Annotated in this window: 16 protein-coding genes and 1 pseudogene; 8 read left to right on the plus strand and 9 right to left on the minus strand. The window is 56.5% G+C overall.

The window, feature by feature from the left end; all coding sequences use genetic code 11:
- The first annotated feature begins 486 nt into the window (after positions 1–486).
- Positions 487–3,027 (plus strand): HNH endonuclease signature motif containing protein, encoded by a 2,541-nt coding sequence (locus tag RDV48_24755; GenBank protein ID MDQ7826037.1) that lies wholly within the window; start codon positions 487–489, stop codon positions 3,025–3,027.
- 191 nt (positions 3,028–3,218) lie between these two features.
- On the opposite strand, the pseudogene RDV48_24760 reads toward RDV48_24755, so the two are convergent.
- The 3 genes and pseudogenes from RDV48_24760 to RDV48_24770 form a co-directional block, all read right to left on the minus strand.
- A pseudogene (locus RDV48_24760) lies at positions 3,219–3,425 on the minus strand (aspartate/glutamate racemase family protein).
- 97 nt (positions 3,426–3,522) lie between these two features.
- Entirely contained in the window at positions 3,523–3,906 is a 384-nt protein-coding gene (locus RDV48_24765) for a hypothetical protein (GenBank protein MDQ7826038.1), read from the minus strand.
- A 344-nt stretch (positions 3,907–4,250) separates the two neighbouring features.
- Positions 4,251–4,841, minus strand: a complete 591-nt coding sequence (locus RDV48_24770; protein MDQ7826039.1) for a hypothetical protein — start codon at positions 4,839–4,841, stop codon at positions 4,251–4,253.
- 239 nt (positions 4,842–5,080) lie between these two features.
- Here RDV48_24770 and RDV48_24775 point away from each other — a divergent pair, with 239 nt between their 5' ends.
- The 3 genes from RDV48_24775 (at position 5,081) to RDV48_24785 (ending at position 8,250) form a co-directional block, all read left to right on the plus strand.
- The gene (locus RDV48_24775; protein MDQ7826040.1) at positions 5,081–5,350 is read left to right on the plus strand and encodes a type II toxin-antitoxin system Phd/YefM family antitoxin; all 270 of its coding nucleotides are present in this window, start codon (positions 5,081–5,083) and stop codon (positions 5,348–5,350) included.
- On the plus strand, positions 5,334–5,762 hold the full coding sequence (locus RDV48_24780) for a type II toxin-antitoxin system VapC family toxin (protein ID MDQ7826041.1): 429 nt from the start codon (positions 5,334–5,336) through the stop codon (positions 5,760–5,762). The genes RDV48_24775 and RDV48_24780 overlap by 17 nt, the downstream gene beginning before the upstream one ends.
- Positions 5,763–5,859: 97 nt before the next feature.
- Entirely contained in the window at positions 5,860–8,250 is a 2,391-nt protein-coding gene (locus RDV48_24785) for a prolyl oligopeptidase family serine peptidase (protein MDQ7826042.1), read from the plus strand.
- Positions 8,251–8,280: 30 nt separating this feature from the next.
- Here RDV48_24785 and RDV48_24790 read toward each other — a convergent pair whose 3' ends face one another.
- The 6 genes from RDV48_24790 to RDV48_24815 all read right to left on the minus strand — a co-directional run bounded on the left by RDV48_24790 (position 8,281) and on the right by RDV48_24815 (position 22,543).
- Positions 8,281–9,384 carry an ankyrin repeat domain-containing protein gene (locus RDV48_24790; protein MDQ7826043.1) on the minus strand — a complete coding sequence of 368 codons (1,104 nt, stop codon included), beginning with the start codon at positions 9,382–9,384 and terminating at the stop codon, positions 8,281–8,283.
- Between the two features lie 65 nt (positions 9,385–9,449).
- Entirely contained in the window at positions 9,450–10,241 is a 792-nt protein-coding gene (locus tag RDV48_24795) for a hypothetical protein (protein MDQ7826044.1), read from the minus strand.
- A 72-nt stretch (positions 10,242–10,313) separates the two neighbouring features.
- Positions 10,314–12,893 carry a PEP/pyruvate-binding domain-containing protein gene (locus RDV48_24800; GenBank protein MDQ7826045.1) on the minus strand — a complete coding sequence of 860 codons (2,580 nt, stop codon included), beginning with the start codon at positions 12,891–12,893 and terminating at the stop codon, positions 10,314–10,316.
- A gap of 45 nt (positions 12,894–12,938) precedes the next feature.
- Positions 12,939–15,302 carry a penicillin-binding protein 1C gene (gene pbpC / locus RDV48_24805; protein MDQ7826046.1) on the minus strand — a complete coding sequence of 788 codons (2,364 nt, stop codon included), beginning with the start codon at positions 15,300–15,302 and terminating at the stop codon, positions 12,939–12,941.
- Positions 15,299–20,980 (minus strand): alpha-2-macroglobulin family protein, encoded by a 5,682-nt coding sequence (locus RDV48_24810; GenBank protein ID MDQ7826047.1) that lies wholly within the window; start codon positions 20,978–20,980, stop codon positions 15,299–15,301. The genes pbpC and RDV48_24810 overlap by 4 nt, the downstream gene beginning before the upstream one ends.
- Before the next feature lie 84 nt (positions 20,981–21,064).
- The gene (locus RDV48_24815) at positions 21,065–22,543 is read right to left on the minus strand and encodes a PAS domain-containing sensor histidine kinase (GenBank protein ID MDQ7826048.1); all 1,479 of its coding nucleotides are present in this window, start codon (positions 22,541–22,543) and stop codon (positions 21,065–21,067) included.
- A 277-nt stretch (positions 22,544–22,820) separates the two neighbouring features.
- Here RDV48_24815 and RDV48_24820 point away from each other — a divergent pair, with 277 nt between their 5' ends.
- The 4 genes from RDV48_24820 to RDV48_24835 all read left to right on the plus strand — a co-directional run bounded on the left by RDV48_24820 (position 22,821) and on the right by RDV48_24835 (position 26,537).
- The gene (locus tag RDV48_24820) at positions 22,821–23,765 is read left to right on the plus strand and encodes an SDR family oxidoreductase (protein MDQ7826049.1); all 945 of its coding nucleotides are present in this window, start codon (positions 22,821–22,823) and stop codon (positions 23,763–23,765) included.
- Positions 23,766–23,793: 28 nt separating this feature from the next.
- Positions 23,794–24,483, plus strand: a complete 690-nt coding sequence (locus RDV48_24825; protein ID MDQ7826050.1) for a WbqC family protein — start codon at positions 23,794–23,796, stop codon at positions 24,481–24,483.
- Between the two features lie 125 nt (positions 24,484–24,608).
- Entirely contained in the window at positions 24,609–25,640 is a 1,032-nt protein-coding gene (locus RDV48_24830; GenBank protein MDQ7826051.1) for a GDP-mannose 4,6-dehydratase, read from the plus strand.
- Between the two features lie 3 nt (positions 25,641–25,643).
- Entirely contained in the window at positions 25,644–26,537 is an 894-nt protein-coding gene (locus tag RDV48_24835) for an aminotransferase class IV (GenBank protein MDQ7826052.1), read from the plus strand.
- Positions 26,538–26,539 lie beyond the last annotated feature (2 nt).

Genomic DNA, 26,539 nt, shown 5'->3' on the forward strand with positions numbered 1-26,539 from the left:
AAGGTAAATGGGAAATCCACAGGAAAATCTGGTTTAGTTAACCGGGCTGGGACACAATACCCGCTGTTAACAAAAAGGGATCATCATACTTGCTGAATCAGACGCTGCTTGTGAGCATCTTTAGTGGTAAGTCCATGCCCCCGATACCGAAGATATCTTTGAAGCCATCAAAATCCACGGGCGGTACCAGCTTGCATTCTGGGATGCTATGGTTCTGCCGCCTTAAAAAAATCTTTCTCACAAAAAATTGTTCCCTACAGAGGGCAGGTCTGATCTGAAACGCCCGGAAACGGGCCTGGCCACTCACTGGCTGCAACATTATGCTTTTCGGAGTCATTTTTGACCTCTTCACCCCTTTCAGACCCTTTGGAAGCCATCTGGCGATGGCCTTTTATCATTGCGGTGAGTGGGTTTTTGAGGGGTGACCTGTTTGATTATATATTGTTGCTGTGATACAATATAGACATGGATACACATGAGACCCACATGATCTGTGATCTGTTCCTTCCCGATGAAGATGAGCTTCTTCACCTCGCTGATCCTCTGACTTCCGATGATTACGAGGATATGCTGCTCCTGCCGGAGTCTTATGAGCTTCCCGAGGGAACCGCCTGCCGACCGGAGCACCTGGTGAAGATCACAAGAGGTGGCCTCATCCCCGAAGCAGAGAAGCTCACCGAGAACAGCTCCTTCGCCTCCATCGACAGGGATGAGCGGGCAGCTCAGATCGATTTCACCCTCTGCGAGGCAGTCCGCGGCCGCCTGGCGCTTGATCTTGTGCTTGGCGGCCTTCTCGTTACACTGAAAACGAAAGGGGTTGATCAGTTGGGCTACCGCTCCATGGGGTCGTTCGCCACGGAGCATCTCTCTTTCTCGGGGCGCACCGCTTCGGAGCTGATGCACAATTTCGAGCTTCTCAATAAGTTGCCCCTCACTCGGGAGGCTTATCTGCAGGGCAGGATCGCCAAGAGCGCTCTCAGGCATCTCTCGAGGGTCGCCACCCCTGAGAACGAGGGGGAGTGGGCCAGCCTCGCCGAGAGCATGCCGCTCTCCCGTTTCGAGCGCGAGGTGAAGAAGGCCATCGCCGATGGGAGGGCCAGCTCGGCAATCCCTTCCGGCGCTAGCATGGCGGGCGGGCAAGCCTCCGGGGCCGGTGAGAATACTGCGGCGGTGAAGGGCTCCTGCGCCGGGGAAGCGATGGATTCCTCAGCAGGCGGGGCGTGCAGCGACTCAAACGACGCCGAAGCAGAGGGCACGATGCTATATTTCAGCGTGGCGCCCTCCCTTGCCCTCACCTGGGACTTCGCCCTCTCCCTCTTCCGGGACAAGGAGCACTATGACGGGCCCCTCGCGGGCTTCGTCGAGGCGCTCCTTGCCAATTACCTGGCCTCAGGGGAAGCCGCTCCCGGGCTTCCGGCCCTTGATGCCGAGGGGAGCCGCCCCATATTCTCCCGGGTGCCTCTTTTGAAGAGGCGGATGTGGAATTGCCGCATCGGCGATACCTGCGAGGTCGCCCGGGAGGCTGGCGAGGGGCGGGGCAACGAGGGGCAGGCCGCTGAAACTCCGTGGTCTTCTCAGTGGAGCATCTTCTACCCGTCGTGGCTGGAAGAGTGCCGCAGTGGCAGTGAAGCCGGCGCGGTCTCTGCCAGGGCTATCGCAGGGAAGCTCATCAAGGCCGCCTCGATCCGCCAGAGGCTCGACGTGGCCACAGGGATGCTCCTGCGGGCTATGGACACAAGGCAGCTTCAGCGCCTTCTCGGCTTTGAGTTCATCGAGGACTACGCCGTGGATCGCTGCGGCTTCTCGATGGCCCAGACCCGCCAGCTCATAAGGCTTGCCGAGGGCTTCCACCGCCACTCCCTCACGGAAGATGCCTTCAGGAAGGGCACCATCACCAGGGAGCAGGCGCGCCTCATTCTGCCTCTTGTGGACTCCAGGAATGAGTCGCAGTGGATTGCCTATGCAGCGAGTGTGCCCACCGTTGACCTCAGGGAAGAGACGAGGCGCATCGCCAGGATCCTGGAGTATGACTGCCTTGCCTCGCACAATTATATGATTCTTCCCGGGTTTCGCTATGTCACCGACGAGAGGTTTCACGACCTGCCGGAGGAGATGCAGGACATCATAAGGACAGGAGCCTGGTATACAGGTCCTTCTCTCAATCCTTCGTGGCCCCTTGAGTCAGACGACGAGGAGCTCATCGCCTCCCGGGACAGGCGCTTTGAGAAACCTTGGAAATATTTCAGCGATGTGGAAGAGATGAAGGCCGCCGAGGCTTCCAGTAAAATTGAAAAAGATTCCAGGCTGTGTGCGGGCTTCGGGGAGCAGGCGGAGGGAAATTCTCTGTGTGCAGGTGAACACTACGGGGTAGCGCATGGGCATCTCGAGCATCAGTGCACATGTACGCTGTGTGCAGGTCATGGGGCAGTGGAAAAAGCCAGGGGAGCCTGCACCATCCCTCACGGAGAGAGCCCTGAGGAGACCTTCCTGGTGGATATCCTCTCATCAAGAGATCCTCTTCAGGCCACCAGGGGCTTCATGACAATCAAGTTCTTTCTCCCCCGGGAGCTCTATGAAGTCTGGAACAATGCCGCAAGGGCCTTTCTCGAAAGGCTCTCCCGGGCGGAGGCCTCCGGCGGGGGCTCCGGTGATTTGCTGAGGGGCCCTGAAGAGAAATTCCTTGCCGCGCTCATGGCGGACTATCTCAGGACCGAGGGCACCTTGAAAAAAGCGGCCCATCATCACAAGATCCTGAAACGTGACCGGTTCCGCTGCCAGACCCCGGGTTGCTGCTGTCGGCGGGGCCTCCATGTCCATCATATCATCAGGCGCTCCCAGGGCGGCACCGATGCCCCCTGGAATCTCATCGTGCTCTGCGAAGCCTGCCACCTCCACCTCCTCCATGGCCTCCGGACCCTCACTGTGAGGGGCAGGGCGCCCTATGACCTCAGCTTCACTTTCGGATCCCCCTTGGAAGGAGGGGCCCCTTTCCTGGTTTATGGGAACGGCTCGAGAAAGCGGCTCTGAGCCGAAAGCACGCTTGAGGAGATGATACCATAACCTGGATAAAGGCTTTTCCGCAGGAGGGCAGGGAAAATCTCCGGGCCTCCCGGCTCTGGTGCTGCAAAGAAATTTCAATTTCTCCAAAGATTGTGAAATATGGTATTACGATAACTCACCCATCACTTGACAGGGCCCATCCATATCAGTAGTACCCATTATTGCCGGACCGATTCCCTCAGGGCCGCCCGGGCAAGGATTCTCGTAGAATCCAGGGTTGGGAGAGGTGACCGCTCATTGCTCATGATGAGAGGGATCTCCGTGCACCCAAGCACCACGGCATCGCATCCCCTGTCACCCAGCTTTCTGATCACCTCCACGAAGTAGTCCCTGGAGCCGTCATTCAGCACTCCCTTCACCAGCTCTATGTCTCTGCATTTTCCTTTCCTCTCTTTCTCAATCCCGTGCAGTGAGCAGGAGCCGCGTCCGGCCTGTCAGGAGCGAATTCCACGAAAGCCCGGCTCAGGGAGCCTGCCACTGCTTTTTCATGGCTGCATCCGTCAGCGTTATCTTCGGCTTGTCGTCTTTCATGGAGAGCTCCATGCGGACATTGCCCCTGCTGTCATAGAGAAAAAGGACCGGGTATCCCTGGGGCCGCACTGCCAATGCCGCAACGGTCCTGTCTGAGCGTCCCACCACCTCGAATACCTGGGCCTCCACCATATCAGCCTTAATCGTGCCCGCGGTAATAGTATCAGACTGGGCCTGCGCCAGCGGGGGGCGGAGGCATTGCACCACCATGAGGCACATCAGGAGAGCGATAATGATGCAGAAAGAGATCCTCCAGAGCCTGGCCTCCCTCTCAAGAGCCTTGACGCGTGCACATAATCCGGTAATCTCATCCATAAGAGAATCCTCCTTCTTCCGGTCCTGCGGTTTCAGAGACACTGCTTTAAAAATGGTGCTCTTGATATATTTCCCGGGCTGAGGCTTCTTCCTGCTTGCGCACACTTATACTGCGAGTTATGCATGGCTCTCAGGGGAACTCTTGCCGGGGTGGTTCTTTTTTGCTGAGATTGTGGGGAGCCAGAGCAATAGGTCGTTCAAAAGGACACTGAAGCGGAGAAATTTCACCATCAGGACGTTATCAATAAAGAGGCCGGGCAGATGAAGGCCGTGAAAATGGCACACCAAAAAAGGCCCTCTTTCGAGGGCCTTGTATCATACACTGTCAGGTTTTTCTGCTACGGCTATGGCTTAGGCTGCTCCGACGGGGGCGGGGCCGGGGGAGCCTGGGGCTGGCTTTCAAACTTGCCTGCCACCCAGTCCACGAATTTACCGCCCATCTCGGCGCCTTTCTTCATGCCTCCAAGCGTACCTTTGGCAGCACCCTTGGTGGCTGCGAATGCTCCATCAACGGCTCCGGGAAGCGCCGAGGTGACTGTTGCTCCGATAATCGGGCCAAGCACCGCACCTATCACCAGGCCGGGAAGGCCTCCGGTGACAACGCCCATTACGGAGCCGTTGATAAGGCCGCCGACCGCTCCGGCTGCTCTCATCACCTTCATGACCCCGGGACTTACGAGCTCGTGGGGAGTCTCGGTGGCCGCTCCCTTGATGGCGCCGCTTACCGCGCCGGGAACTGCTCCTATGGCGCCCCCGACAAGTTTGCCAAGGCCCCTGAAGGCTTTATGGGCAAAACCCTCATCCTTGACCTGCCCTCCTGTCTCCACGCTGTCCTGGGGAGGAGCGGGAGCGGCCTCAGGCTTTTCAGCCGGTGTCTGCACCTGGCCGGCATCGGGGCGGGTTACTGGCGTACCTGCATTTCTTATCGAGTCCATATTCGAAAACCTCCTGAATGGTATTTATTATCTCCTCCGACATACTAATATTACCATAAAGAACAAGGGCATGTAAGATGGAGGGTGTTAACGTTTTGTTAATATATAGCTCTCTCTGTTCACACCTTGTTCATCGCGGGGACGGCAGAAGAGGGTAAAACAGTCATATCTGCAAGGAAAATCCCTTGTTGACGGAACGATGAAATGACCATATAATATAGTTGAAAGAGGTGGTCATTTTGAAGGAAGTATCGGTTACCGAAGGCAAAAAACACTTTACCTCGCTTATCGCCCTCACGGAAAAAGGTGAGCTTATAAAGGTCCTGAAGAGGAAAAAGCCCGTGGCGGTCTTGCTGCCTCACCGCGAATACCGCAAAATCAAGAAAATCATGAGCTATATTTCCATGAAAACCCTGGCGGAAGAGCTCAAGGGCGGGGCTCCCGCCCTGTCTTCACTGATAGAGGAATCGAGAAAGATGCTGGAATCCCGTCATGATGATGGTCGTTGACGCAAGCGTGCTTCTCTCTGCATACTTCCCTGATGAGGATACTCACATGAAGGCGCAGACGCTCATGGGCAATTGTGCTGCCGACATGGTGGAGCTTTTCGCTCCGCGCTTTGCCCGCTATGAGATTATCAATGCCTGCCATGTCGCGTTCCGGAGAGGAAGAGTGATACTGCCGAAGGCTTTACAGATATCCGAAGCGATTCATGACATGGTAAGCTTCTGCGAGGATGATTTTGACGCCGCAGAGCTCTTGGAGCTCTCGGAGCGTTATCAGATATGCACCTATGACGCCATATACCTCGCCCAGGCGGGGAGCCTGGGCGCGCCTCTTATCACCGCGGACAGGAAGCTCTTTGAGAGAGTCGCCGGGAAAAAGGGTGATATCATGTGGATCGGCAATTACAGCGCCTGAAGTGAGCGGCCTGTGAAAAGGCCTGTGGGGAAGGATACCGCGCCGTCACAGAGAAGAACATTTACCTGAATTTCCTCTCCCGGAGGTATCCATGAAAATGGTGCAGAAAATTGTTATAGCATTACTCTGTCTTCTTTCACTCCCCGCGGGCGCCCGGGCCTCCTCATCATACCGCCTCCCTCCCCCCGACATCGTGAAGCTCATTGACGCGCCGGTGCCGCCGAGGGTCTCTGTCTCGCCTGACGGCGCGAACCTCATTCTGATAGAGCGGACCCTCTACCCTCCTCTTGAGCTTTTTGCGCGGCCGGTACGGCCCCTGGCAGGGATGAAGATTGAACCGGCAAAATGGTGCCTCCAGCGCCTTACCCTTTATCATGGGCTCTCCCTTGTAGATGCCGGCACTGGAAAGACCACCCGTATCAAGCTTCCAGCGGGCTCAAACATCGATGTCCCGCGATGGGCGCCGCAGGGTGGCTCCTTTGCCTTTACCCGTGACGGTGAAAAGGGCCTCGAACTCTGGATCGGAAGCCTTCCAGAGGGGAAGATACGGAAAATTGAAGGGATAACCCTCACCAACATCACCGGTTCCCCCTTCAAGTGGGAGCGCGACGGTATCCATATGCTCCTCCGCCTCGTTCCCGGGTCCTCCGGCCCGCCCCCTCCCGAGCCCCTGGTGCCGGAAAGCCCAGTCACAGAAGAGACTCAAGGCCGCGTCGCCAAGGTGAAGACTTACCAGAACCTCATCAAGAGCAGCTACGACGAGAAGCTTTTTGATTATTACGGGAAGTGCCAGCCGGCTCTTCTGGATACGGCAACAGGCAAGATTGCCGCTGTGGGCGGACCAGGAATCTACCTGGATATCTCCTTGTCTCCTGACGGGTCGTACCTCCATGTGACAAGGCTTGAAAAGCCATACTCGCGCAAGGTGCCCTTCTCAATGTTCGCCTGCTCCGAAGAGATCTGGGATCGTGAAGGCAAGGTGCTCAAGGTGATTGCCAGGATCCCCATCCAGGAGGAAGTGCCCCCCGACGGCGTGCCCGAGGGCCCCAGGGAGATCACATGGCAGCCCTTCTGCAAGGCACGCCTTATATGGGTTGAAGCCCTGGATGGAGGCGACCCCCAAAGGCGTGTCCCATTCAGGGAGAAGGTGGTCTCATTTGAGGCGCCCTTCACCGGCACGCCTTCCACTCTATTCACCATAAAGGATCGTTTTACATCCCTCGCGTTCCTTAAGGAGAAAAACAGGGCAATAGTCACTTCCTTTGACCGCGCAAAACGCTGGACCACCACCCACCTCGTGGAGATGAGCACGGGCTTCCCATTCGGTGAGCCTCTTTTCAGCAGGAATTTCAACGACGACTACCATGATCCCGGGAGTCCCGTCAACGAAGTGACAGGCGGTGAGTGGTGTGTCGCCCAGGACGGCAGCACCATCTACCTAGCAGGGAAAGGCGCCACTCCCGAGGGAGAGATGCCCTTCCTCTCGGCCTGCATGCTGCCCCGCGGGGAGCAGAAGCCCCTTTTCCGCTCGAGGGACAAGGCTTATGAATCCTTCATTGCCTTTTACAGGGGAGCGCGGGATACCATCCTCATAAGGAGCGAGGATGTCGATACTCCTCCCAACTTCTACCTGCTGAACCTGAAATCCGGCGAGAGGAAAAAGCTTACCGATTACGTCGATCCCACGCCGGAGCTGAGGTCGATAACCAAGGAGCTTGTGAAATACAAAAGGGCCGACGGCGTTGAGCTCTCAGGGACCCTGTTCCTTCCGCCGGGCTATGAGAAGAAACGGGGGCCCCTCCCCCTGGTGATATGGGCTTACCCCCTTGAGTACACTGACAGCTCGGTAGCCGGGCAGGTAAGGGGCTCTCCCTACCAGTTCTCCCTTTACACAGGCCCCTCTCACCTTCTCTTCCTCACCAGGGGCTATGCTGTCCTCTCCAACGCCGCAATGCCCGTGGTGGGCGATCCTGAGACAAAGAATAACAACTTTATCGAGCAGATAGTGCAGTCTGCAAAGGCGGCTATCGACTGCCTTGCATCAAGGGGCATCGCCGACCCGTCAAAAGTAATGGTGGGAGGCCACTCCTACGGTGCTTTCATGACGGCGAACCTCCTGGCCCACTCGCGCCTTTTTGCCGCCGGAATCGCCAGGAGCGGCGCCTACAACAGAACCCTCACCCCATTCGGCTTCCAGAACGAGAGGCGCTCCTTCTGGGAGGCGCCCGAAGTCTACATCAAGATGTCGCCCTTCACTTACGCCGACAAGATAAAGGATCCCCTCCTCATCATCCATGGCGAGGACGATGACAATTCGGGCACCTTCCCCATGCAGAGCGAGCGCCTCTATGATGCCATAAAGGGGAACGGCGGCACGGCGCGCCTCGTACTGCTGCCGCTGGAGAGCCATGCTTACGGCGCCAGGGAGTCGGTGCTCCATGTGATTGCAGAGATGCTGGACTGGGGTGAGCGCCATGGGAAAAGGTGAGCCAGCCGGGCCCTATTTCCTCAGCCCCGACTACCCGGAGGCCGCTTCAAGCTTTGCCAGGGCCTCCCTCAGTGTGCCGGTATCCTGCCCGGCAGGATCCTTCTGTGCAATCTCGAGACCTGTCTTCAGGAGAAGCCTTGCCGAATCAATATCGTTCACCTCACGGTAAATCCTTGCGGCATCAATGAGAAAGGCAGTGGCAAGCGAAGGCATCATGGCATTCATGAGGGGAATTATCAAGCCGGTTAACTGCTTCATCCTGTCATACTGAGCAGTCTCCGCGTAGAGGTCGATGAGTTTCATGATCCACAGCAGAGAGGGAAGCCCCAGCCCCTGCTGAACGGAGCTCTGAAGCGTCATCTCCGCCAGGTGGCAGGCCTCGGTATAATGGCCTGCCGCCTTGAGTGCTTCATATTTTTCGATCTCATCCATGGGAGCCTGAAGGATTTCTTTCGCACCGGGGGCTTCGCGGCTTTCTGCCGCCTTGCCCATGGGAGAGGGTCTCAAGAGCTCCTCCTTTTCCAGGGCACGCTTCTGGGAGGCCTTGTCCCTTGCCTCCTTTTCCCTGGCGCCATGAGTCTCAAGGAAGGTGACAATCTCCCCATGGCCTCCCTCGGCAGCATAATCCCTTGGGAGCCTCCCCTGGTAATCCTTGAGATTGAGAAAAGCGCCGTATGAGGCAAGGAGCTCCACGATGCCTCTTTGGCCTCTCCCTGCAGCGCAATGCAGGGCTGTGGCACCTTTATTGTCGGCGGCACCGATTTCCGCCATAGTGGAGAGAAGGAGCTTCACCACCTCTTCGTGGCCGCCTTCAGCGGCCCTGATAAGGGCGGTGCAGCCTTCATCATCCCTTTCATTGACTCTTGCGCCCCAGGCGATGAGAAGATCTGCCATCTCCCTGCTGCCATTGATTGCAGCAATATGAAGCGGAGTGTTTCCGAAGGGATTTTTCTCATTGACAAGGATAACCCAGTGAAGGGAGCGCTTCACAAGACCGCAATCATCTGCGGTAACGGCGCTGAAAAACTCCTCGGGCTGCTTCTTTATGGACTGGACGATGTTCTCGCCCTTTTTCTTTACTGTGTCAATGAGGTCCCCCGCCTTGTTCCTGAGAGACCTGAACAGATTATCCATTGCACCTCCCCGGGTTCCTTCCTGACATTCAAGCCATGAGAAGAGGACTCACCATGAAGGGCTTTCTAAGGCACGGCAATCTGAGAACTTTCGATACCGGAAAAGCGCAGCTTCATGGTCTTGATTCCCTTCCCATTGAGGCCGTTTTCTCCCGTGAAGAGGAGGGTGAAGCTCTGCTTGGGATTCAGGGTGATCACATTCACCGGGATGCATGGCCCGGCGTGATTCTTTCCGCTGGAGAGGGGAACAAAGCTCTCTCCGTTTACGGAGACGGTCCAGAAGCATGCGGGGCAGAAATCCCATAAAGCTCTGATCTGGCGGTCCGAGATGTTGCTCATGGTGGCTTTGATTGACGCCGAGACTGAGTCGCCATCTTTCTTCACGTCATAGAGCTCTGCCGACAGAGAGATACGCTCTTTCAATGAAGAGGCGTCGCGGTCGGCCGATTTAAGCTCGTCGGCAAATTTCCTTATCTTGTCCTCCATGGAGGTAGAATACTTGAGGGGCTGCGGTTTCGGGCCGGCGAGGCGGTAATAGGGGCTCTCGCTTTCCTTGGTGAGGCAGAGAATATATCTTCCCCTTGCAATCTGCCCGCCCTGCTTCGGGACAGGGAGCTGGATGACGTTGGAGTTCACCGTGCCTTTTAAAATCGCCATAATGGTGAACTTGTACATGGCCTGGTCTTTCAGAGACGACGCAGCATCGCCGGAGGGGGGATCAAGCTCACCGCTCACCACGAGCGAGCTCTGCACCACATAGGCTTTCGCCTCGTCGTCAAAAACCTCTTTGTCGGCGAATGAGGGGGAGCCTATAAGAAAAAAGGCAAGCAGGAGACACAGGATCTTTTGTAATTTCATAGGTACCTCAGGGTTGAGAGATATAGATTCTCTTTATTATGTTCCCCTTGAGCCTCCCCCCTCTCCTGCCGGTCACTGCGGAGATTTTCCTGGGGGCTCATGGTTTCCCTGCTGCTCCATGCCCTCCGCAATCGTCACGATTCCCCTGTTCCCATCCACCGTGATCACCTGGCCGGTTCTTATCACTTTTGTCGCGGAGCCCACATTTACCACAGCAGGGATGCCATACTCCCTTGCCACTATGCTGCCGTGGCTCAGCACCCCTCCAAGATCGGTCACCAGTGCGGCAGCAGTGACAAAATAGGGCGTCCATCCAGGGTCGGTAAAAGGAGCCACGAGGATTTCTCCCGGCATCACCCTTTCTTCAAGATCATGGAGGAGGATAACCCGCGCCGGCCCTGTTGCGGTGCCGGCGCTTACCGAAATTCCTCTGAGCTCCCTCTGGGGCCCTCTTTCCCTGCGGACCGCCCGGCTCCACTGGCTTCTCTCTCCCGCGAGCACGGGAGGAAGGACGACCTGCCGGTTTCTCTCGTACTCAGCCCTCCTTGAAGCAACGAGCTCTCCCGCCGTCAGGGAGCCTGAAGACTCAAAAAGGGGCCTGAGCTCCCCCTTTTCAAGAAAAAATATGTCATCGCGCTTTTGAAGATAGGCCAGCTCCCTGGCCCTCTCCCCGAGCTCAAGAACTGTTTTCCTCAGCACGGCAAGGAGCCTCACCGCCTCGCTTTTTGCATTTTCCCTGACGCAGACCCCCTTCCTCGCGTTCTGGAGAAGAAAAAGGAAGAGCCCGCAGAGGAGAGGATTTCTGAGCTTTCCCCTGCACTGTGCAAGAAGCGCCTCACGGCCGTCATTCTTCTCTCCTCCAGGACTCGATGGGGCTGTCATGGTCTCAAGGTAGCCCCTCAGGAGGTGGAGCACGTAGTCAGGCTCTTCAGACCAGCGGGGATTGTAAAGCTCCACTTCCCCTCTCGTGTGATGGCCATGACGGAGCATCATCTCATCCCACTTTGCAAGAAAGGCCTTCCCGACGCCGCTCCCTTCAAGAATTCCGCGGATTTCGCTGAAGCTCTCTTCCTGACGGAGCGCGGCCCCGACCTCCCCGGACTTGAAGGCCTCTTCCGCCAGCCGGTAAATGGCCATCCCTCCCTCGGCGGAATCCATGTTTCCGGTCCCTGCCACAAGCCTGTTGGCAATCATTCCATGGGGGTCCCCGAGGTATTTCCTGCAAAAGCCGAGGAAGGCAGCGAAATATCCCATCCCTGTCGCGATTTTAGGGACCACGTTCCTTATGCCAAGTATTCTCTCCATAAGCATGTCCACCTGGTCAAGGAGCTCGGCCACGCTCCGGGAGGAGAGATCAAGCCTCAGGAGCGCGTCAATCTCATCGCCTGAGAGCTTGAAGAAATTCCTGCTCCTGTCGAGGCGCGCATGGAAGAGAAACCTTGCGACGGATACAGGGAGCCTCGCAAGAGCACTCAAGGTGAACGGGCGCCTCCCCCTGAGAGACTCATCGGGAAAAGAGGCAAAAAGCTCCTCGAGGAGCTCCTCCTGCTCGCCTCCGAAAACCTCAGTGAGGGAAGGCCTTCCAGGCCCGGGGATACAGTGTATGATCCATGCGAAAATACTCGCATTGGCATATGCATGGCCCTCTATGAGGTCAAAGACCGGCTCTTTCTCAACGTCAATGCCAAAAAGCTCATTGACTGGCGAGAATATGCTGGCCACGAAGACCTTCACGATGGACCAGGTCAAGGGCGTCACGGCGTCGGGGAGGACCTCGCCCGAATTGACGTTGCTCCACACCTCGGGTGTCTTCGGGTCGGGAAGGGCAGTGATGGGACGGACCTGGAGGAGGAAGAGCCTCCCTCCGCTCAGGGCCCACTCAATATCCACCGGGTAATTAAAGTGTCTCTCGAGTCTCTTCGCACTGGCTCCAAGGCTCTTGATGGCGCGCTTTTCAAAAAGGGCACGGTAAAAGGGCTCTCCCTTCGTGGTGGCTCCCGCGGTGCCGAAAAGAGGCCTCAGGTTCTTTTTCCATATAATAACCCTCTCCGGCGATGTTCTTCCCGATACGACAGTGTCGCCGGTGCCATGTGAAGCCTCTATGACCAGGACTCCCCTGCAGCCGTTCTGAGGGTTCGCGGAAAAAAGAACCCCTGAAAATTCCGCCTCGACCATCTCCTGGATTACGACGGCCATGGAGGCACTTTCTAAAGGTGAGTTATTGAAGTAGGTCATGGCCCGCTCGCTGAAAAGCGAGGCCCAGCAGGCCTTTACCGCGGTAATGACCTCTCCGGGGCTGCTCACGTCAAGAAAGGTATCGAACATGCCCGCACCGGAAAGGTGGCGGCCGTCTTCACAAGTGGCGCTTGAGCGGACTGCAAAGGCTTTTCCGCTGCCGAGGCGTGCCAGTGCCTTCTCCACTTCGGCTCTCACCCTTTCAGGCATGGGAAGGGAGCAGACCTCTTCAAGAGAAGGCCGGGAGAGAGGATTTTCACGGGGCCGCTGGCCCATGAACTCCCTGAAGGCAGAGGTGGTGACACAGAAGCCGCGGGGAACGGGAAATCCCATGCGCACAAGCCTGGCAAGGTTGAGGGCCTTGGCGCCTGCAAGGGCAGCATCACTGTCTATGATGTGGGAAAGCCATTTAATCAAATTCTCTCTCCGGTTCCGGCCGACGGGCAGAGCAGGCATTCTCTCTTAATACACGGAAAATGTCACTTTTTCCTTCGGGGGTACTCTACCGGGTCCTATTGCCAGGGTATGGACGCCATCACGGAGAGGCCATTCATAGACAAAGGGGTACTTCGCCAGGCCAAGAGGCTTGCCGTCAAGCCACCATGTGATCTCCTTCACGCTTTCAGGCACCATGGCCTTGAAGTGGAGAACCTGATATTCCCTCCTGAGAATAGGATCGATCCGGAAAAGGTCGCCATCTCTTGGAAAGACGACTGCAAGGCTCTCTTTCCGGCTTTCCGGAGAGGCCGCCATGGCCTCAGGGGGCGGACTGATGTGATGCTCTGCCATCCAGGTGGCATAGAGGGGCGGATAGACTTCATAGACCTTTTCATGGACATAATGGCGGGGACAGTCCGGGGAAGCCGCCGCACCGGTGCGCCTGTCGATCTTCACCATGCGGTGGACGTCGCACCGGGTCCTGGGAACATGCCCTTCCATAAAATACTCCTTCATGCTGTCGGGGCAGAAGTCGCCGGGGAGCATGCCTGACTGGGGGCATATGGCCATTTCAGCCATCCCGGGGGGCATGGGGAAGTCCTCGCAGGCTTTTCCCTTCATGACGGTCATCATGACATCATAGAAAAGGGGGCCTGCTCCCGTAATGCCCGAGACCTTTTTCATCGGAGTGTTGTCAAAATTCCCCACCCACACGGCAACGGTATATAAGGGAGTATATCCCACGGTCCAGTTGTCACGGAAATTCTTTGAAGTGCCTGTCTTGGCGGCACAGTGGAAAGGAAGCGAGAGGGGGCTGTACCTCCCGAATGCGGGGACACGTGCTTCATCATCATCAAGGATGTCCGTGACAATAAAGGAGGCCTGTGGCGAGAATACCCTTAAAGGTGCCGTATCGAGGGGGAGCGCCACAGCGCCACCCCGGGCATCCTTCACCTTCCTCACCACGTGGAGCGGGAAGGTCTCTCCGCCGCATGCAAACATCGCATATCCCCTGGCAAGCTCAAGGAGCGTAATCTCGCCGCTCCCCAGGGTCAGTCCAAGCCCATAGAATCTGGGATCTCTGATCAGGCTCGTGAATCCCGCCGCGCGGAGGCGCTTGCAGAGGAACTCCTTACCCACATGCTGAAGCGTTCTCACGGCAGGGACATTATAGGAGCAGGCCAGGGCAGTCCGCATCCTCACGGGGCCATGAAAGGTGTTGTCATAATTGAGAGGCGTGAAATCGCCGCTTTCCGTGGGAATGCTTATCCTGAGGTCGGGAATGATATCGGAGGCTTTGAGCCCCGTCTCGAGGGCGATGGCATAAGTGAAAGGCTTGAGCGTCGAACCAGGCTGACGGAGCGCCAGGGCGGCGTTGACCTGCCCGTCAGGCCCCCAGAAATCCACGGAGCCCGCCATCGCGAGCACCTCCCATGTCCTGTTGTCAAGTACGACCACGGCACCGTTTGAGACTCCCTGGTCCCTGAGAGCCCTCACTCTCTCCCTGAGCAGGACCTCCACCTTCTCCTGGAGATACCCGTCAAGCGTGGTGGTGACGGCCCCTGACGGCCTGATGCCCTGCGACTTCAGCGTGGCGATGACATAGTCGCAGAAGTGAGGCGCCCTGTAGGAGAGATCTCTCGGGGCCACTTTTAACGGCTCATTGAGGGCACCCATGAGCTCCTTCTCGCCAATGAACCCTTCCTGGCGCATGAGTCCCAGAATCTCGCGCTGCCGGGCAAGGACTCTGCCGAAATTCCTGTAAGGGTCAAAAAGGGAGGGAGCCTGGGGAATGGCGGCAAGAAATGCAGCCTGTGCCGGCGAGAGATCTCTGGCGGGCTTCTCAAAATAAGCTTCCGACGCGGCCTCGGCGCCATAAAGCTGGTTCCCGTATGGGACACGGTTCAGGTAGACCTCCAGAATGGCCTTCTTGTTGAGGCGGCCCTCAATCTTGAGGGCATAGATCATCTCCCGGAGCTTCGAGACCACCCTCCCCTGGGGAAGGTGATAGGTTATCCCGGCAACCTGCTGGGTAATCGTCGAAGCCCCCGAGACTATCCGCCGGGCCTGCAGGTTCTGCACCAGGGCCCGTGCCACAGCCCTTGGATCGACTCCGCAATGGCGGTAGAACCTCCTGTCCTCGGCCGCCACCGTCGCCTGCAGAAGATATGGCGATATCTCGTCGAGGCTCTTCCAGCAGCTTGTCCCTTCCTCATCGGACAGCACCGTCCTGAGGACCTTTCCCTGCCTGTCCAGCAGCTCGGCCGAGGCCGCCGTCCCCGGGAAAAGCTCGTCTCCCGGGAGAGGAATCGCAAGATAGGCGGCAAGGAGCACGCACAGAAAGATGAGCACGCCCCTTGTCGCTTTTCGACGCTTCCCTGCTCTCATTTTATCTCCACCGTTTTCTGCTCGGAATAGCCGAAGACCTCTGGCTCATACATCTGCTCAGCCTTTGTGGAGGGCATCATGTAAGTTCCAAAGTAAAGGGCTCTCACGAAATAGGTGAAGCGGTGCTCGCCGGCATGGAGGCAGTCGGCAAAGATGAGGACCCTGTCATCGTAAATCTCCGAGTGGTCAAAGGTTGAGCCCCAGAGACCCTCCTGCTCATCGAGGCGGAGCTTCGCGAGCTTCCTCGAAAGCTCGCCCTTCTCCGTGGCCAGGGCCGTGTTGACGACCACAAAGCCGCCGGGGAGGGGATCGTCCACCACGACAAAGCTCCTCTCCTGGGGTGTCACCACGCTGAGGGTCACTTTGTAGACAGCACCGGCCTTGAGGGCTTCGCCCTCCTTCACCTGGTCCACTGGCTCGATGGTCTTGAAGACTGCAATCCCTTCATCCTTGCATGGCGACTTCTCAAGGGGCATGTACTTGAGGCGGAGCGTGTAATAGAGCCTGCCCTTGCCGCGCTTTTCAAAAACCACCGGCGAATCGGCGCCGGCCTTGAGATCCCTCATGGGCACTTCCTTGGACGGCACCTTCATTTCCCGCCCCTTGAAAGAGGCATCCAGGATATCCTGTGAGCCCAGCAGGACCTTCACGTCATAGTCGGGGACCTGCTTTTCATACTTTCGCAAATACGCCGAGAGGGCGCTGAAACAGTAAACGTTCTCCTGGGTGGTGCCCCACCGTCCCCTTTTCTGCTGTGCAGTGAGCCACTTCACCACTTTTGACACGTCGGGGAAATTGACGTCACATTCAATGAATGCCTGGAGCAGAAGGGCCGTGGTGCGGACATTCGAGTCGTAAATCCACTGGAGGCCTGCGTCATCAGTGCCCTCCTCGAAATGTGCCGAGGTGGGACTGGTCTTGATCTTGTTCATCAGGGCAGCGCCGAGCTCTCTCTCCTGCTCCTTCATCGAGGGCTCCCTGTGGAGCGTCCTGAGAAGAAGGGCCTGCCCGAAGAGGGACATCTTCTCCCTCTTGCTGTAAAGGAGCGCAAGGTACGAGGGGTCACTCGCCCCCATGAGGTAAAGGTCATAGAGGGCAAAGCATTTGGTGTTATAGATGCCGCGCTCGCCGTAAGGGAGGCTCCAGGTAGAGGAGGCCTGCCTCGTGAGCACGGCCTTCAGGTAGCCCAGGCCTTTCTTCACCACCCCGTCATCGACCTTATAGCCCTTTTCCTTTGCAACGGCAAGGGCATACATGGCATAGCAGGAGAGGTATTCACGCTCGCTGCTCTTCTCTTCCTCCCAGAGGCTGAAGCCGCCCGACTCTTTCTGGTAATTCTCCAGGGCCTTGAGATAGGACTGGATGAAATCCCGGTACTGCTTCCCCTTGAGATTTGACGAGAGGTCAAAGGCCTCGACGAGGTCCTGCGCCATAAGGGCCGGCATTATTTTGGAGAGCTTCTGCTCGCAGCACTCGTAAGGGTAATAAACAAGGTAATTGATCCCACCCTTGAGGCCCACCATCGCCGTCGAGGAGAGGGCCACCGAGAGGCTTCCTGTGACTGGATCGATGTTGCCGGGGATGGCAAGCTTCTCCTGGGCCTTGTCGGCCTCCGTGGAATTGAAAGTTGCCACGGCTTCGGTCAGAACAGGGACCTGTACAGGGATCTCGCATATGAGGCCGTCAGTCTCACTGCCCATGCGGACGCCGAAAGAGAGCTTCGCTTTGCCGGGAGTCTCGGCTTTGAAAGTATAGAGCACCTCCTTCTCCTGGCCCGGGGCCAGGGAGATGGACTGGGAAGGCCCGCCTTCACATGTAAGCCCCTGGCTCTCGATCTGCACCGCCACCTCACCCTGCTCCTTGGTGCCGTTGAATACGAGGACACCTGCCTGGAACCTGTCATGTATGGTCACGAAGCGGGGATGGGAGGGCTTGAGGAGGAGCGGCTTGGTCACCGTGAACTCCTGCTCCCCCGACCCGAACATGGAGTCTTTGGTCTCTGCCACGGCCATGAGCCTGAAGGTCGTGAGGTTGTCGGGAAGCTTGAACCTTACCGTGGCCTCACCCTGCCTGTTGGTGACAATCGTAGGATTCCAGTATGCCGTGGCCTTGAAGTTGCTCCTCATGGCGAGGGAGGCAAGGTCAACTCCGCCGCCGCCGCCGGATTTTCCTTTCTCACCGTAGTCACGCTGCCCTATGATATGGAGGCGCGTGTCGGCCGACTCCACCGAGAGGGAGCGGGAACCGTAAAAGTCCTTGTAATACGAGGGCGTCTTGTAATCGATGAGGCTCAGCACTCCCACATCGGCTGCGGCAAGGCATACCTCGCCTACCACAGGCTTCCCTTCGCTGTTCTCAAGCTTCAGCTTGACCTCCACCTCGTCGCCGGGCTTATATCTCTCCCTGTCTGACTTGACGGAAACTTTCAGCTTCCTGTTCTCCGATGCGACAGGAATGTTGATATAGCCTATCCTGAAGGAAGGCTTCCCCAGGTCTTCGCCGTCCTGGAACTTCTCGTCGGCGACCCTTCCCTGGACAAGGAGCACCGAGACAAAGACATTGGGCATATCATCATGCTCCACGTCAAACTCGAAGACATCGGCGCTCCCCTTCACGTCAATCACCTTTCTCTGCATGACAAACTCACGCTCGAAGGTGACAAGAGCTTTTGCCTTTTCGTAAGGGGACTTGATGATGATGCGGGCCTTGTCGCCGGGCCTGTATTCCTTCCTGTCCTTTACCAGCTCCATCATGTTGTCCTCGCTGCGCGCCCAGGAGACGTAATCGGTTCCCGAGGCATAAAACCCTGCCTCGCTGAGGACCACGTTCTGCTTTCTGTCGGAGCCCTGGGCTTTGACGACATAATAGCCCGCCTTCTCTGGAGTGAAGCTTATCGATACGGGCTGATCCTTGGTTTTCACCTCGAAGGATTTGACAGGCTCATCCTTCATCTCGGTCACCCACTCGCGGCTCCCGTACATTCCAGATTTCCTCACGGAGTGCCACTCGCGCCTGCATATGTCCACTTTCAGCGGAGTGCCTGTGACCTTCTTCCCGTCGGGCGTCACGGTGATAAACTCTATGCTCTGGCCGCTCTTTGCGGAGATGAAGGAACTCAACGGCTTCACGCCGATGTAAAAATCACCCTTGTGCACAAGATACTCACCGGCTCCTGAGAGCTCTTTCCTGTTTGCCGCCGTCACGGAGCCCTCAACGGTGAGAAGCATGGTCCTCGTGACCTTCTCCGCCTTGAGAGGGACGCTCACATCTATCTTGCCCTCCCTGTTCAGCTTCCCTTCGCCTGACCCGAGAAGGGAGCTCTGCTCCCCGTCTTCCCTGTCTTCTCTGCCCTCCCTGCCGTCATAATCCAGGCCCATGGGGCCGAAAAGATAGTCCTCATAGCCCTTGGGCGTGAAGTCATAGGGAGTGAGCCTGAACTTCCATGAGACCTTTTCCCCTGCCATGGGGGCGCCGAAAAGATACCATCCCTGGATGAAGCCCCTGTAGGTATCCTGCATGACATAGTCGGGCCTGGTGGATCCCACGTTGACCTTGAAGTCCGCCGTCTCATAAGCCTCGACGCGGAAGGTCCCGGAGGCCACCTCTAAAGGCTCCTTCATGCCGGGCGGGGAGCACCACAGGCTCATGGAGTACAGGCCCGTAGGGGCATTTCCCTCAAGGGCAATGGACCTGTCAAAGGAACCGAAGGGCGAGAGCCTGATATTTTTCTTGAAAACCTTCTCGCCCCGCGAGTCGGTGACCCTCAGGTTCACCTCATTGAGGCGCGAGACGGCCCATTTCCCCCAGCGCTTCTCGCGGAAAATGCCCTTGAGCTTCACCTCTTCTCCACCGCGGTAAAGCCCCCTCTCGGTGAAAAGGCTCCCCTGGTACTCACATTCATCGGGGTTGTAATTATAGTCGATGTTGAATGCCCAGGGGGAGATGCCCCATCCCCAGGCAGAGTTGATAAAGGCAAGGTCCTTATCCTTGCTCGCAAATATCCAGAGTGTCGGCGTATCCCAGCGGTCCTTCTTCTTCAGACCCAGCATGGCCCAGCCTTTGGTCTCCACAGTGCCCTTCCTGTCCGTTTCGCCGGTCCAGAGGACTTTGTTGTCGTCATCGCGGATCTCCACCTTGGCCTTCTCGACAGGCTCTCCCTTGTCGAGAGAGGTGACCCAGACGACACCGTTTTCCGGGGAGAATTTACCGGTGACGCCGAGGTTGGTGACCTGTACAAAGGAATCGGCTGTTCTTCCCTGGTTGCGAAGCAATGTTTCATGGTCCAGCACAATGGAGACAATTCCTGTCTTATCCTTGCCCAGGACCTCGCTCATGGTGATGGGGAGGGCGCGCTTCTCATTCCGGGGGAGGCTTATATCCCATTCCCTGTTGACCTCGTAAGAATCGATTAGCTTCCCGCGATTCTGATCGCTGTTGTAAGTGAGAACGGGAATCACGTCATCCTTGGGCACCTTGGCCATCTTGAGGCGCACCTTTTTTATATTGCAGAAATAGACAGGAAACTGCTGCCTGGACTTTGCCTCGATGACGCCGTTGCCTTCCGCCATCGAGAACGAGGGGTCATAATCAGTGGTCTTGAAGGGATAGACTACATCTTTCCCGAGGGTATTCCCGAACACGTCCTTGAGGGTGCCCCTGATGGTCACCTTGTATTCCGTCTGGGGCTTGAAGTCTATGTAAAAATCAGGTGTTTCAGTGTCCCACTCGTATTGTTCATAATAATCGGGAATCTTGACCTCAGGCGAGAAAGAGAGGTTCCTGGCCAGGTCCTTGATATAGACAGGGTTGGTGAATCTGAAGGCGATATGGTCCTCAGGGTTTATCTTGGGCTTTGTCTTGGGTTTCACGGCGGCGAAGGGATTCTGCGTGGTAAAGGTGAGCTCGGTCTTCTCGGCCATCCCCATGGTGGCGTTCTTCCCCGGCAGCCCGGCCTTGAGCAGGATGCTGTACGTAGTGCTCCGCCCGAGAGGATAGGAAGCCGTCACCACAAGGACATTTTCCTTCTTCCATTTTTCGGGAATGTCCTTGTCGGCAGCCGTGGCTTCCCTCACGGTGAAGGTTACAGGCAGGCGGTTCTTTTTCTTGTTAATGGCGGCAAAATCTATGAACATTTTTGCCTTTGCAGTGTCCAGGGGCATGTTGAAGAGAAGGAAAAAAGGCTTGTCAATGGCAACGAATCTCTTCTCATTTTCTGGAAAGGACTCTTTCAGCTGGGGCTTGAGAGTCTCGAAAGTCCAGCTGTACTCCTTGGCAAGGGCCGCCCCGTAAAGAGACTTGGTCCCGGCCGGCACCGTGGCCTTCACCTGTATTCCATTGGGAAAGGGCTCCCGGGGGGTAAAGGTGAGGGTCGAGGTTCCAAGCCAGCGGTATTTTCCCGCAAGAGGCGGATCAAAGATCATAGGGCCCGTCGAGTCATCTTTGGGCACCGTGGTGAGGGGCGCCATGGGCTGGTTGAAATAGGCAGTGACGGTAGAGAGCTCCTCCTCTTCGGTGACCTGTCCAGTGGGGACTCCCATCACCACCTCCAGAGTCCCCACGTTTTTTGGCGGAGGGGGAACCGCGCTCTGCTCAGGGACTGTTTTCTTGCATGAGGCAAGACCCGAGAGGATCAGGGCGCCAGCGCACACCAGCAGGAGGACTACCAATGCCTTTTTCATAGAACACCTCGCTTTTCAGAATATCCCTAAAACCGTATCATACTCCCCTCACTCTGCTACCTCGCGAGGGGGAAAAAATTCCATTCAGGAGGGAGTCACGGGAATCTCGAGGGAAAAGGTGGTCCCTTTCCCCTCGATGCTCTCCGCGGTTATTCTCCCGCCGTGCTTCTTTACCATCCTCTGGACTATGGCAAGACCGATTCCCGTACCGGAGCTTTCCTTTCTCGCCTTGGGGGACCTGCTGAAGATATCAAAGACCTTCTTGATGAAAAAAGGCTCAATTCCCCACCCGTCGTCACTGATAGTGAACCGGTGAAAGTCACGGTGCCGGTCGTACCTGACAGAAATAAGGCTGGCTCCGAACTTTGCGCCGTTCTCCAGCAGGTTGTGCAGGATGTGATGAAATGCCGAAGGGCGGACCATCATCAAGGGAAGCTCCCCTTCTGGCACTATCCTTACCCGGGCGAACCGGTCCTCGGCTTTTATCTGCATTGAGATCTGCTCGAGCATGGCCTTCACGTCAACCTCGGCATAATGCTCCTCTTCCCTGTCGATGAGATAGTACCTGCGCAGATCGTCAATCATGGCAAGAGCCTCTCTTGAGCCTGACACAATCCGCGCCAGCATATCCTTTTCCTCATCGCAGAGCTTATTGGTGGCATGCTCTGCGAGAAGCCTGGAGAATTCCTGTATCGAGATGAGGGGGGTCTTGAAGTCATGGGCGATGATATGGCCGAAGATCTCCATGTCTCTTACCTTTTCGGCAAGATCGCGCCTCAGCTGCCTCTCCCCCGAAATATCCACCAGGGTGACCAGATAGCCCTTCACTGAGCCCTCTTCATCTATGTAAGGGGAAAAGAACGTTGCCACCTCTATGGTTCCCCCATCCTTCTCCAGGGCGACAAGGTCTTCATGCCACCTGCCTGCTATGGTTCCCAGGCCTATCCTTGTTACCAGGAGCTCCCGCGTGGCCTCAGAAAAAAAGGAGCATATATCGCGGCCCGCCATCTCCCTCTTTTCGAACCCCAGCAGGTTGGAAAAGTACTCGTTGGCATAATAAAGGGTCCCCGACCGGTCTATCACCAGGAACCCCACAAGGGCGGCATTCACCGCATTATAGAAAAAACTGAGCTTTTCTTCGTTTTCCTTTCTTGCCGTGATATCTTTTGTGATGGCGACGAAGCCCGCAGGCGCTCCCGACTCGCTGCACAGCGTGCTTGCAGTGAGCTCCCCGTAGAAGGTGGTGCCGTCCTTCCTTACCAGGAGATATTCAGCATCCTTCACAAGGCCCGACTCGAGGGCGATTGCAAGATTCCGGCGCGCCCGCTCATACTCAGAGGGGTGGATGAGATCAAAGGCGCTCCTGCCGAGTATTTCCCCCTCATCAGAAAAACCGTGACTTGTGAGGGTCCCCTTGCTCACTCTCTGAATTTTCCCTTCCAGATCGGTAATGACCACTGAATCATGAAAGGAGGCAAAAAGGGTGCCCAGGAGCACCGGCAGGCTCCCGTGGGTGTGGCTCTCATCGACCCCACGCTCTATTTCCCTTGGCTTTCTCTCCAAAACCCACCCTCTTCTCCATCTTCACCTCAGCGCGGCTCTCTCTTTCTATCCCGGAAAACCTCGAGGGCTTCTCCGGGAGGCTGAAGGGTCAGATTGCAAGATTTCCGCCTGTATAATGGGAAAACTCCTGGCACAGCGAGGTCTGCTTTCAAGGAGAGATTCAACGGGAAAGGCCAAAGTCCTGTAAGGCAGTGGAGGGGTTTTATAAATATTCCTGGAATATAGGGAACAGGTCCGTCTACCCGGGACGCTCGGCGGCCTGGAAGAAAGGAGCGCGATGAAAAGGATTCTTGTTACCGGCGGCGCCGGCTTCATAGGTTCGCACCTCGTGAGGGAGCTCTTGAAGCGCGGCCACGAAGTGCTCTGTGTCGATAACCTCTTCACAGGGTCAAAAGAGAACCTCAGGGAGCTCATGGGGGAAAGGAACTTTGAGTTCATCAGGCACGATATCATTGAGCCTCTCACCGTGGAAGTCGATGAAATCTATAACCTGGCGTGCCCTGCCTCGCCAATACACTATCAGTATAACCCCATCAAGACCATCAAGTGCTCGACGCTCGGTATGATCAACATGCTCGGGCTTGCCAAGCGGGTCAAAGCCAGGATACTCCAGGCTTCGACCTCTGAGGTCTACGGCGATCCCGAGGTCCATCCCCAGAAGGAGTCATACTGGGGAAATGTAAATCCCATAGGAATTCGCTCCTGTTATGACGAAGGCAAGCGCGTGGCTGAATGCCTCTGCATGGATTACCACAGGATGAACGGTGTTGATGTAAAGATAGTGAGGATTTTCAACACCTACGGCCCCCAGATGGCCCAGAACGACGGGCGCGTCGTTTCCAATTTCCTGGTCCAGGCCCTCAAGAACGAGCCAATCACCATCTATGGCGACGGCACGCAGACAAGGAGCTTCATGTATGTCTCCGACCTTGTGGAGGGCCTCATCGCCATGATGGAGTGCCCCGCCTTCATCGGGCCGGTGAACCTGGGCAATCCCGAAGAGTATACCATAAAAGACATTGCAGAGCAGGTCAGCATAATCTGCCGATCTGGCTCCAGGATCATCCATGAGCCTCTCCCCCAGGATGATCCAAGACGCCGGAAGCCTGACATATCCCTGGCCCGGGAAAAGCTTGGCTGGAGCCCCAGGGTGACCCTCAATGAAGGCCTCGGGTACACGAAAGAGTACTTTGCGGCAAGGTTGAACCTCCAGAGACAATAACACCTGGCCTGATATTCCGGAGCTTCTTATGACCATAGGCATCCTTCAGCCCGGCTACCTTCCCTGGCTCGGCTTCTTCGAGCAGCTTTACAGGAGCGATCTCTTTGTCATTTATGATGACGTCACCTTTGACAAGGGAGGGTGGAGAAACCGCAACAGAATAAAGACCCCGGGGGGATGGTGCTGGCTCACTGTGCCCCTCGAGCAGGAAAACCTCACGGCCACCCTGGTGAAAGACGTGAAAATCAATAACAGGACAGACTGGAAAAAGAAGCACCTCGCCTCGATAGCGCAATATTACCGAAAGGCGCGTTTTTTCACTGAGACCATAGGCATCTTTGAAGAGGCCTATGGAAAGCACTGGGAAATGCTCATTGATATCGACATGTTCTTTATCAGGAGGCTCATGGAGTTCCTTGAGATTGACAGGCCCCTCGTATGTTCTTCATCGCTGGCCATAGAGGGCGACAGGAATGGAAGGCTCATCTCACTGTGCATGCATTTCGGCGCCGACAGGTTTTACGAGGGCAAGGCGGGGGCAGCCTATATCGAGGAGGAGAGATTCAGGAGCCACGGGATAGAAGTCCTCTTCCAGGAGTATGTCCACCCGGTCTATACCCAGCTTTACGGGGAGTTCGTGCCGTACCTCTCGGTGGCAGATCTTACCTTCAATCATGGAAAAGAAAGCCTCCCGATACTTCTCTCTCAGAGGAGGTAAAGCCCCGGGGGGAGAAGTATAAACGGGCACCACCACACCAGGTATAAAAAACGAGCCGCCACCGGGCGCCTGGCTTCTGGAAAGGTGCTTCATCACGGTAATCTTAAGCATAAAGGAGCGTTTCAATGAGCACCACAGTCCTCATCACCGGGGGAGCCGGCTTTATCGGCTCCAATTTCGTGCGGTATCTCCGCCAGAAATATCCCTCCTACACCATCGTTGTCCTTGATGCGCTCACCTACGCGGGAACAATGGACAACCTCCCGGGGAACATCAATGAGGTCGAGAATTTCTCTTTCTGGTACGGCAACGTGAGAAACTCCGAGCTGGTGGATACCCTCGTGGAACAGTCAGACATCGTGGTCCACTTTGCCGCCGAAACCCACGTGACACGCTCGATTTTTGACAACCTTCTCTTCTTCGAGACGGACATCCTCGGCACCCAGGCCGTGGCGAACGCCGTGGTGAACCATGCCAGAAAGGTAAAGCGGTTTATCCATATCTCCACCTCGGAGGTGTACGGAACGGCCACCACCGAGGTCATGGACGAGGACCATCCCCTTCTCCCCATGAGCCCCTATGCGAGCGCCAAGGCAGGTGCCGACAGGCTTGTTTATTCCTACTGGGCCACCTATGACATACCGGCCGTCATTGTCCGCCCTTTCAATAACTTCGGCCCCCATCAGCACCTGGAGAAGGCCATTCCCCGGTTCATCACAAGCTGCCTGCTTGATGAGCCTCTCACTGTCCATGGCGACGGGAGCGCAGAGAGAGACTGGATCTTCGTGGAGGATCACTGCAGGGCTCTCGATATGATAATACACTGCGATATCGAGAAAGTGAAAGGCCAGGTCATCAATATCGGCACGTGCAGGAGCGTGAGCATAATGGATATCGCTTCCCTCATCGTGAAGAAGATGGGGAGGCCCCAGTCAATGATCACCTCCATCTCGGACAGGCCGGGCCAGGTGTTCCGCCATACGGCCGCTATCGGCAAGGCAAAAAGTATCCTGGGGTGGGAGCCTGAATTCACGCTGGAAGAGGGACTTGACAGGACCATCGAGTGGTACTCGCATAACATGAAGTGGTGGGAAAAACAGCTCTGGATGCGCCATATCCCTATCATCACAAGGGACGGAAAAAAGAGCATGCATTAAGGTATGCCGGAAAAGAGCCCGCAGGGAAAGAAGGTAATCATTGTGACGGCAGTAAGCATAAACGGCACCATCACGGCGGCAGAGGAAGCGAAGATACCGGTCTTCGATCATGGCTTTCTTTATGGAGACAGCATTTATGAGACCATCAGAACGTACGGGAAAGCGCCATTTCTGCTGAAAGAGCACCTTGAGCGCCTCGCGCGGTCCGGCCAGGCCATAGAACTCACCATCCCCTTCACCCTCGAGGAGTGTGCCGCCGAGATGAAGCGCCTGGCTCACCACGTTGAGGCCGAAGAGTATCTCTACAGGGTCATGGTGACGCGGGGTGAGGGCAAGCCGGGTTACCGCCTCGATAAGCTCCAGAAGCCCACGACAGTGATGATATGCTTTGAGTTCAAGGGCTTCTCCCCGGAATATTACCGGAAAGGAATTACCCTTTACACTGCCACGGTAAAACGCAATGACGTGGCATGCCTGAACCCCGCCATCAAGTCGGGCAACCTGCTCAATGTGAGGCTGGCCTACATGGACGCCCACAGGAAGGGAGGCGACGAGGCCCTCATGCTCAATCTCAACAACGAGATAGCTGAGTGCTCGTCAAGCAACGTGTTTTTTGTCAGAGAAGGCGTTCTTCTCACGCCTGCACTCGAGTCAGGCCTCCTGCCCGGAATTACGCGTCAGTTCATTCTCAGGCTCGCCCTGGAGATCGGCATCACTGCCCGGGAAGAGCGCCTCCCTGCCGACATCATCAGTGGATGCAGCGAGTGCTTTGTCTCGAGCACCATCAAGGCGCTCCTCCCTGTCCGGAAGGTTGACGAGACTCTCTTTGCCTGCCCGGGAGAGATCACGGGAAGGCTCATGGAAGCCTTCGGCAGGGCAACGAGGCAATCAGGATAGAG

The organism is Candidatus Eremiobacterota bacterium (assembly GCA_031082125.1).
In the GTDB taxonomy this organism is placed as follows: Bacteria; Vulcanimicrobiota; CADAWZ01; order CADAWZ01; family Ess09-12; genus Ess09-12.

Excerpts from the sequence above, each read along its gene's own strand:
- RDV48_24755 (MDQ7826037.1), top strand. The coding sequence starts at position 487 with ATGATCTGTGATCTGTTCCTTCCCGATGAAGATGAGCTTCTTCACCTC.
- RDV48_24765 (MDQ7826038.1), bottom strand. The coding sequence starts at position 3,906 with ATGGATGAGATTACCGGATTATGTGCACGCGTCAAGGCTCTTGAGAGG.
- RDV48_24770 (MDQ7826039.1), bottom strand. The coding sequence starts at position 4,841 with ATGGACTCGATAAGAAATGCAGGTACGCCAGTAACCCGCCCCGATGCC.
- RDV48_24780 (MDQ7826041.1), top strand. The coding sequence starts at position 5,334 with ATGATGATGGTCGTTGACGCAAGCGTGCTTCTCTCTGCATACTTCCCT.
- RDV48_24785 (MDQ7826042.1), top strand. The coding sequence starts at position 5,860 with ATGGTGCAGAAAATTGTTATAGCATTACTCTGTCTTCTTTCACTCCCC.
- RDV48_24790 (MDQ7826043.1), bottom strand. The coding sequence starts at position 9,384 with ATGGATAATCTGTTCAGGTCTCTCAGGAACAAGGCGGGGGACCTCATT.
- RDV48_24795 (MDQ7826044.1), bottom strand. The coding sequence starts at position 10,241 with ATGAAATTACAAAAGATCCTGTGTCTCCTGCTTGCCTTTTTTCTTATA.
- pbpC (MDQ7826046.1), bottom strand. The coding sequence starts at position 15,302 with ATGAGAGCAGGGAAGCGTCGAAAAGCGACAAGGGGCGTGCTCATCTTT.
- RDV48_24810 (MDQ7826047.1), bottom strand. The coding sequence starts at position 20,980 with ATGAAAAAGGCATTGGTAGTCCTCCTGCTGGTGTGCGCTGGCGCCCTG.
- RDV48_24820 (MDQ7826049.1), top strand. The coding sequence starts at position 22,821 with ATGAAAAGGATTCTTGTTACCGGCGGCGCCGGCTTCATAGGTTCGCAC.
- RDV48_24825 (MDQ7826050.1), top strand. The coding sequence starts at position 23,794 with ATGACCATAGGCATCCTTCAGCCCGGCTACCTTCCCTGGCTCGGCTTC.
- RDV48_24830 (MDQ7826051.1), top strand. The coding sequence starts at position 24,609 with ATGAGCACCACAGTCCTCATCACCGGGGGAGCCGGCTTTATCGGCTCC.
- RDV48_24835 (MDQ7826052.1), top strand. The coding sequence starts at position 25,644 with ATGCCGGAAAAGAGCCCGCAGGGAAAGAAGGTAATCATTGTGACGGCA.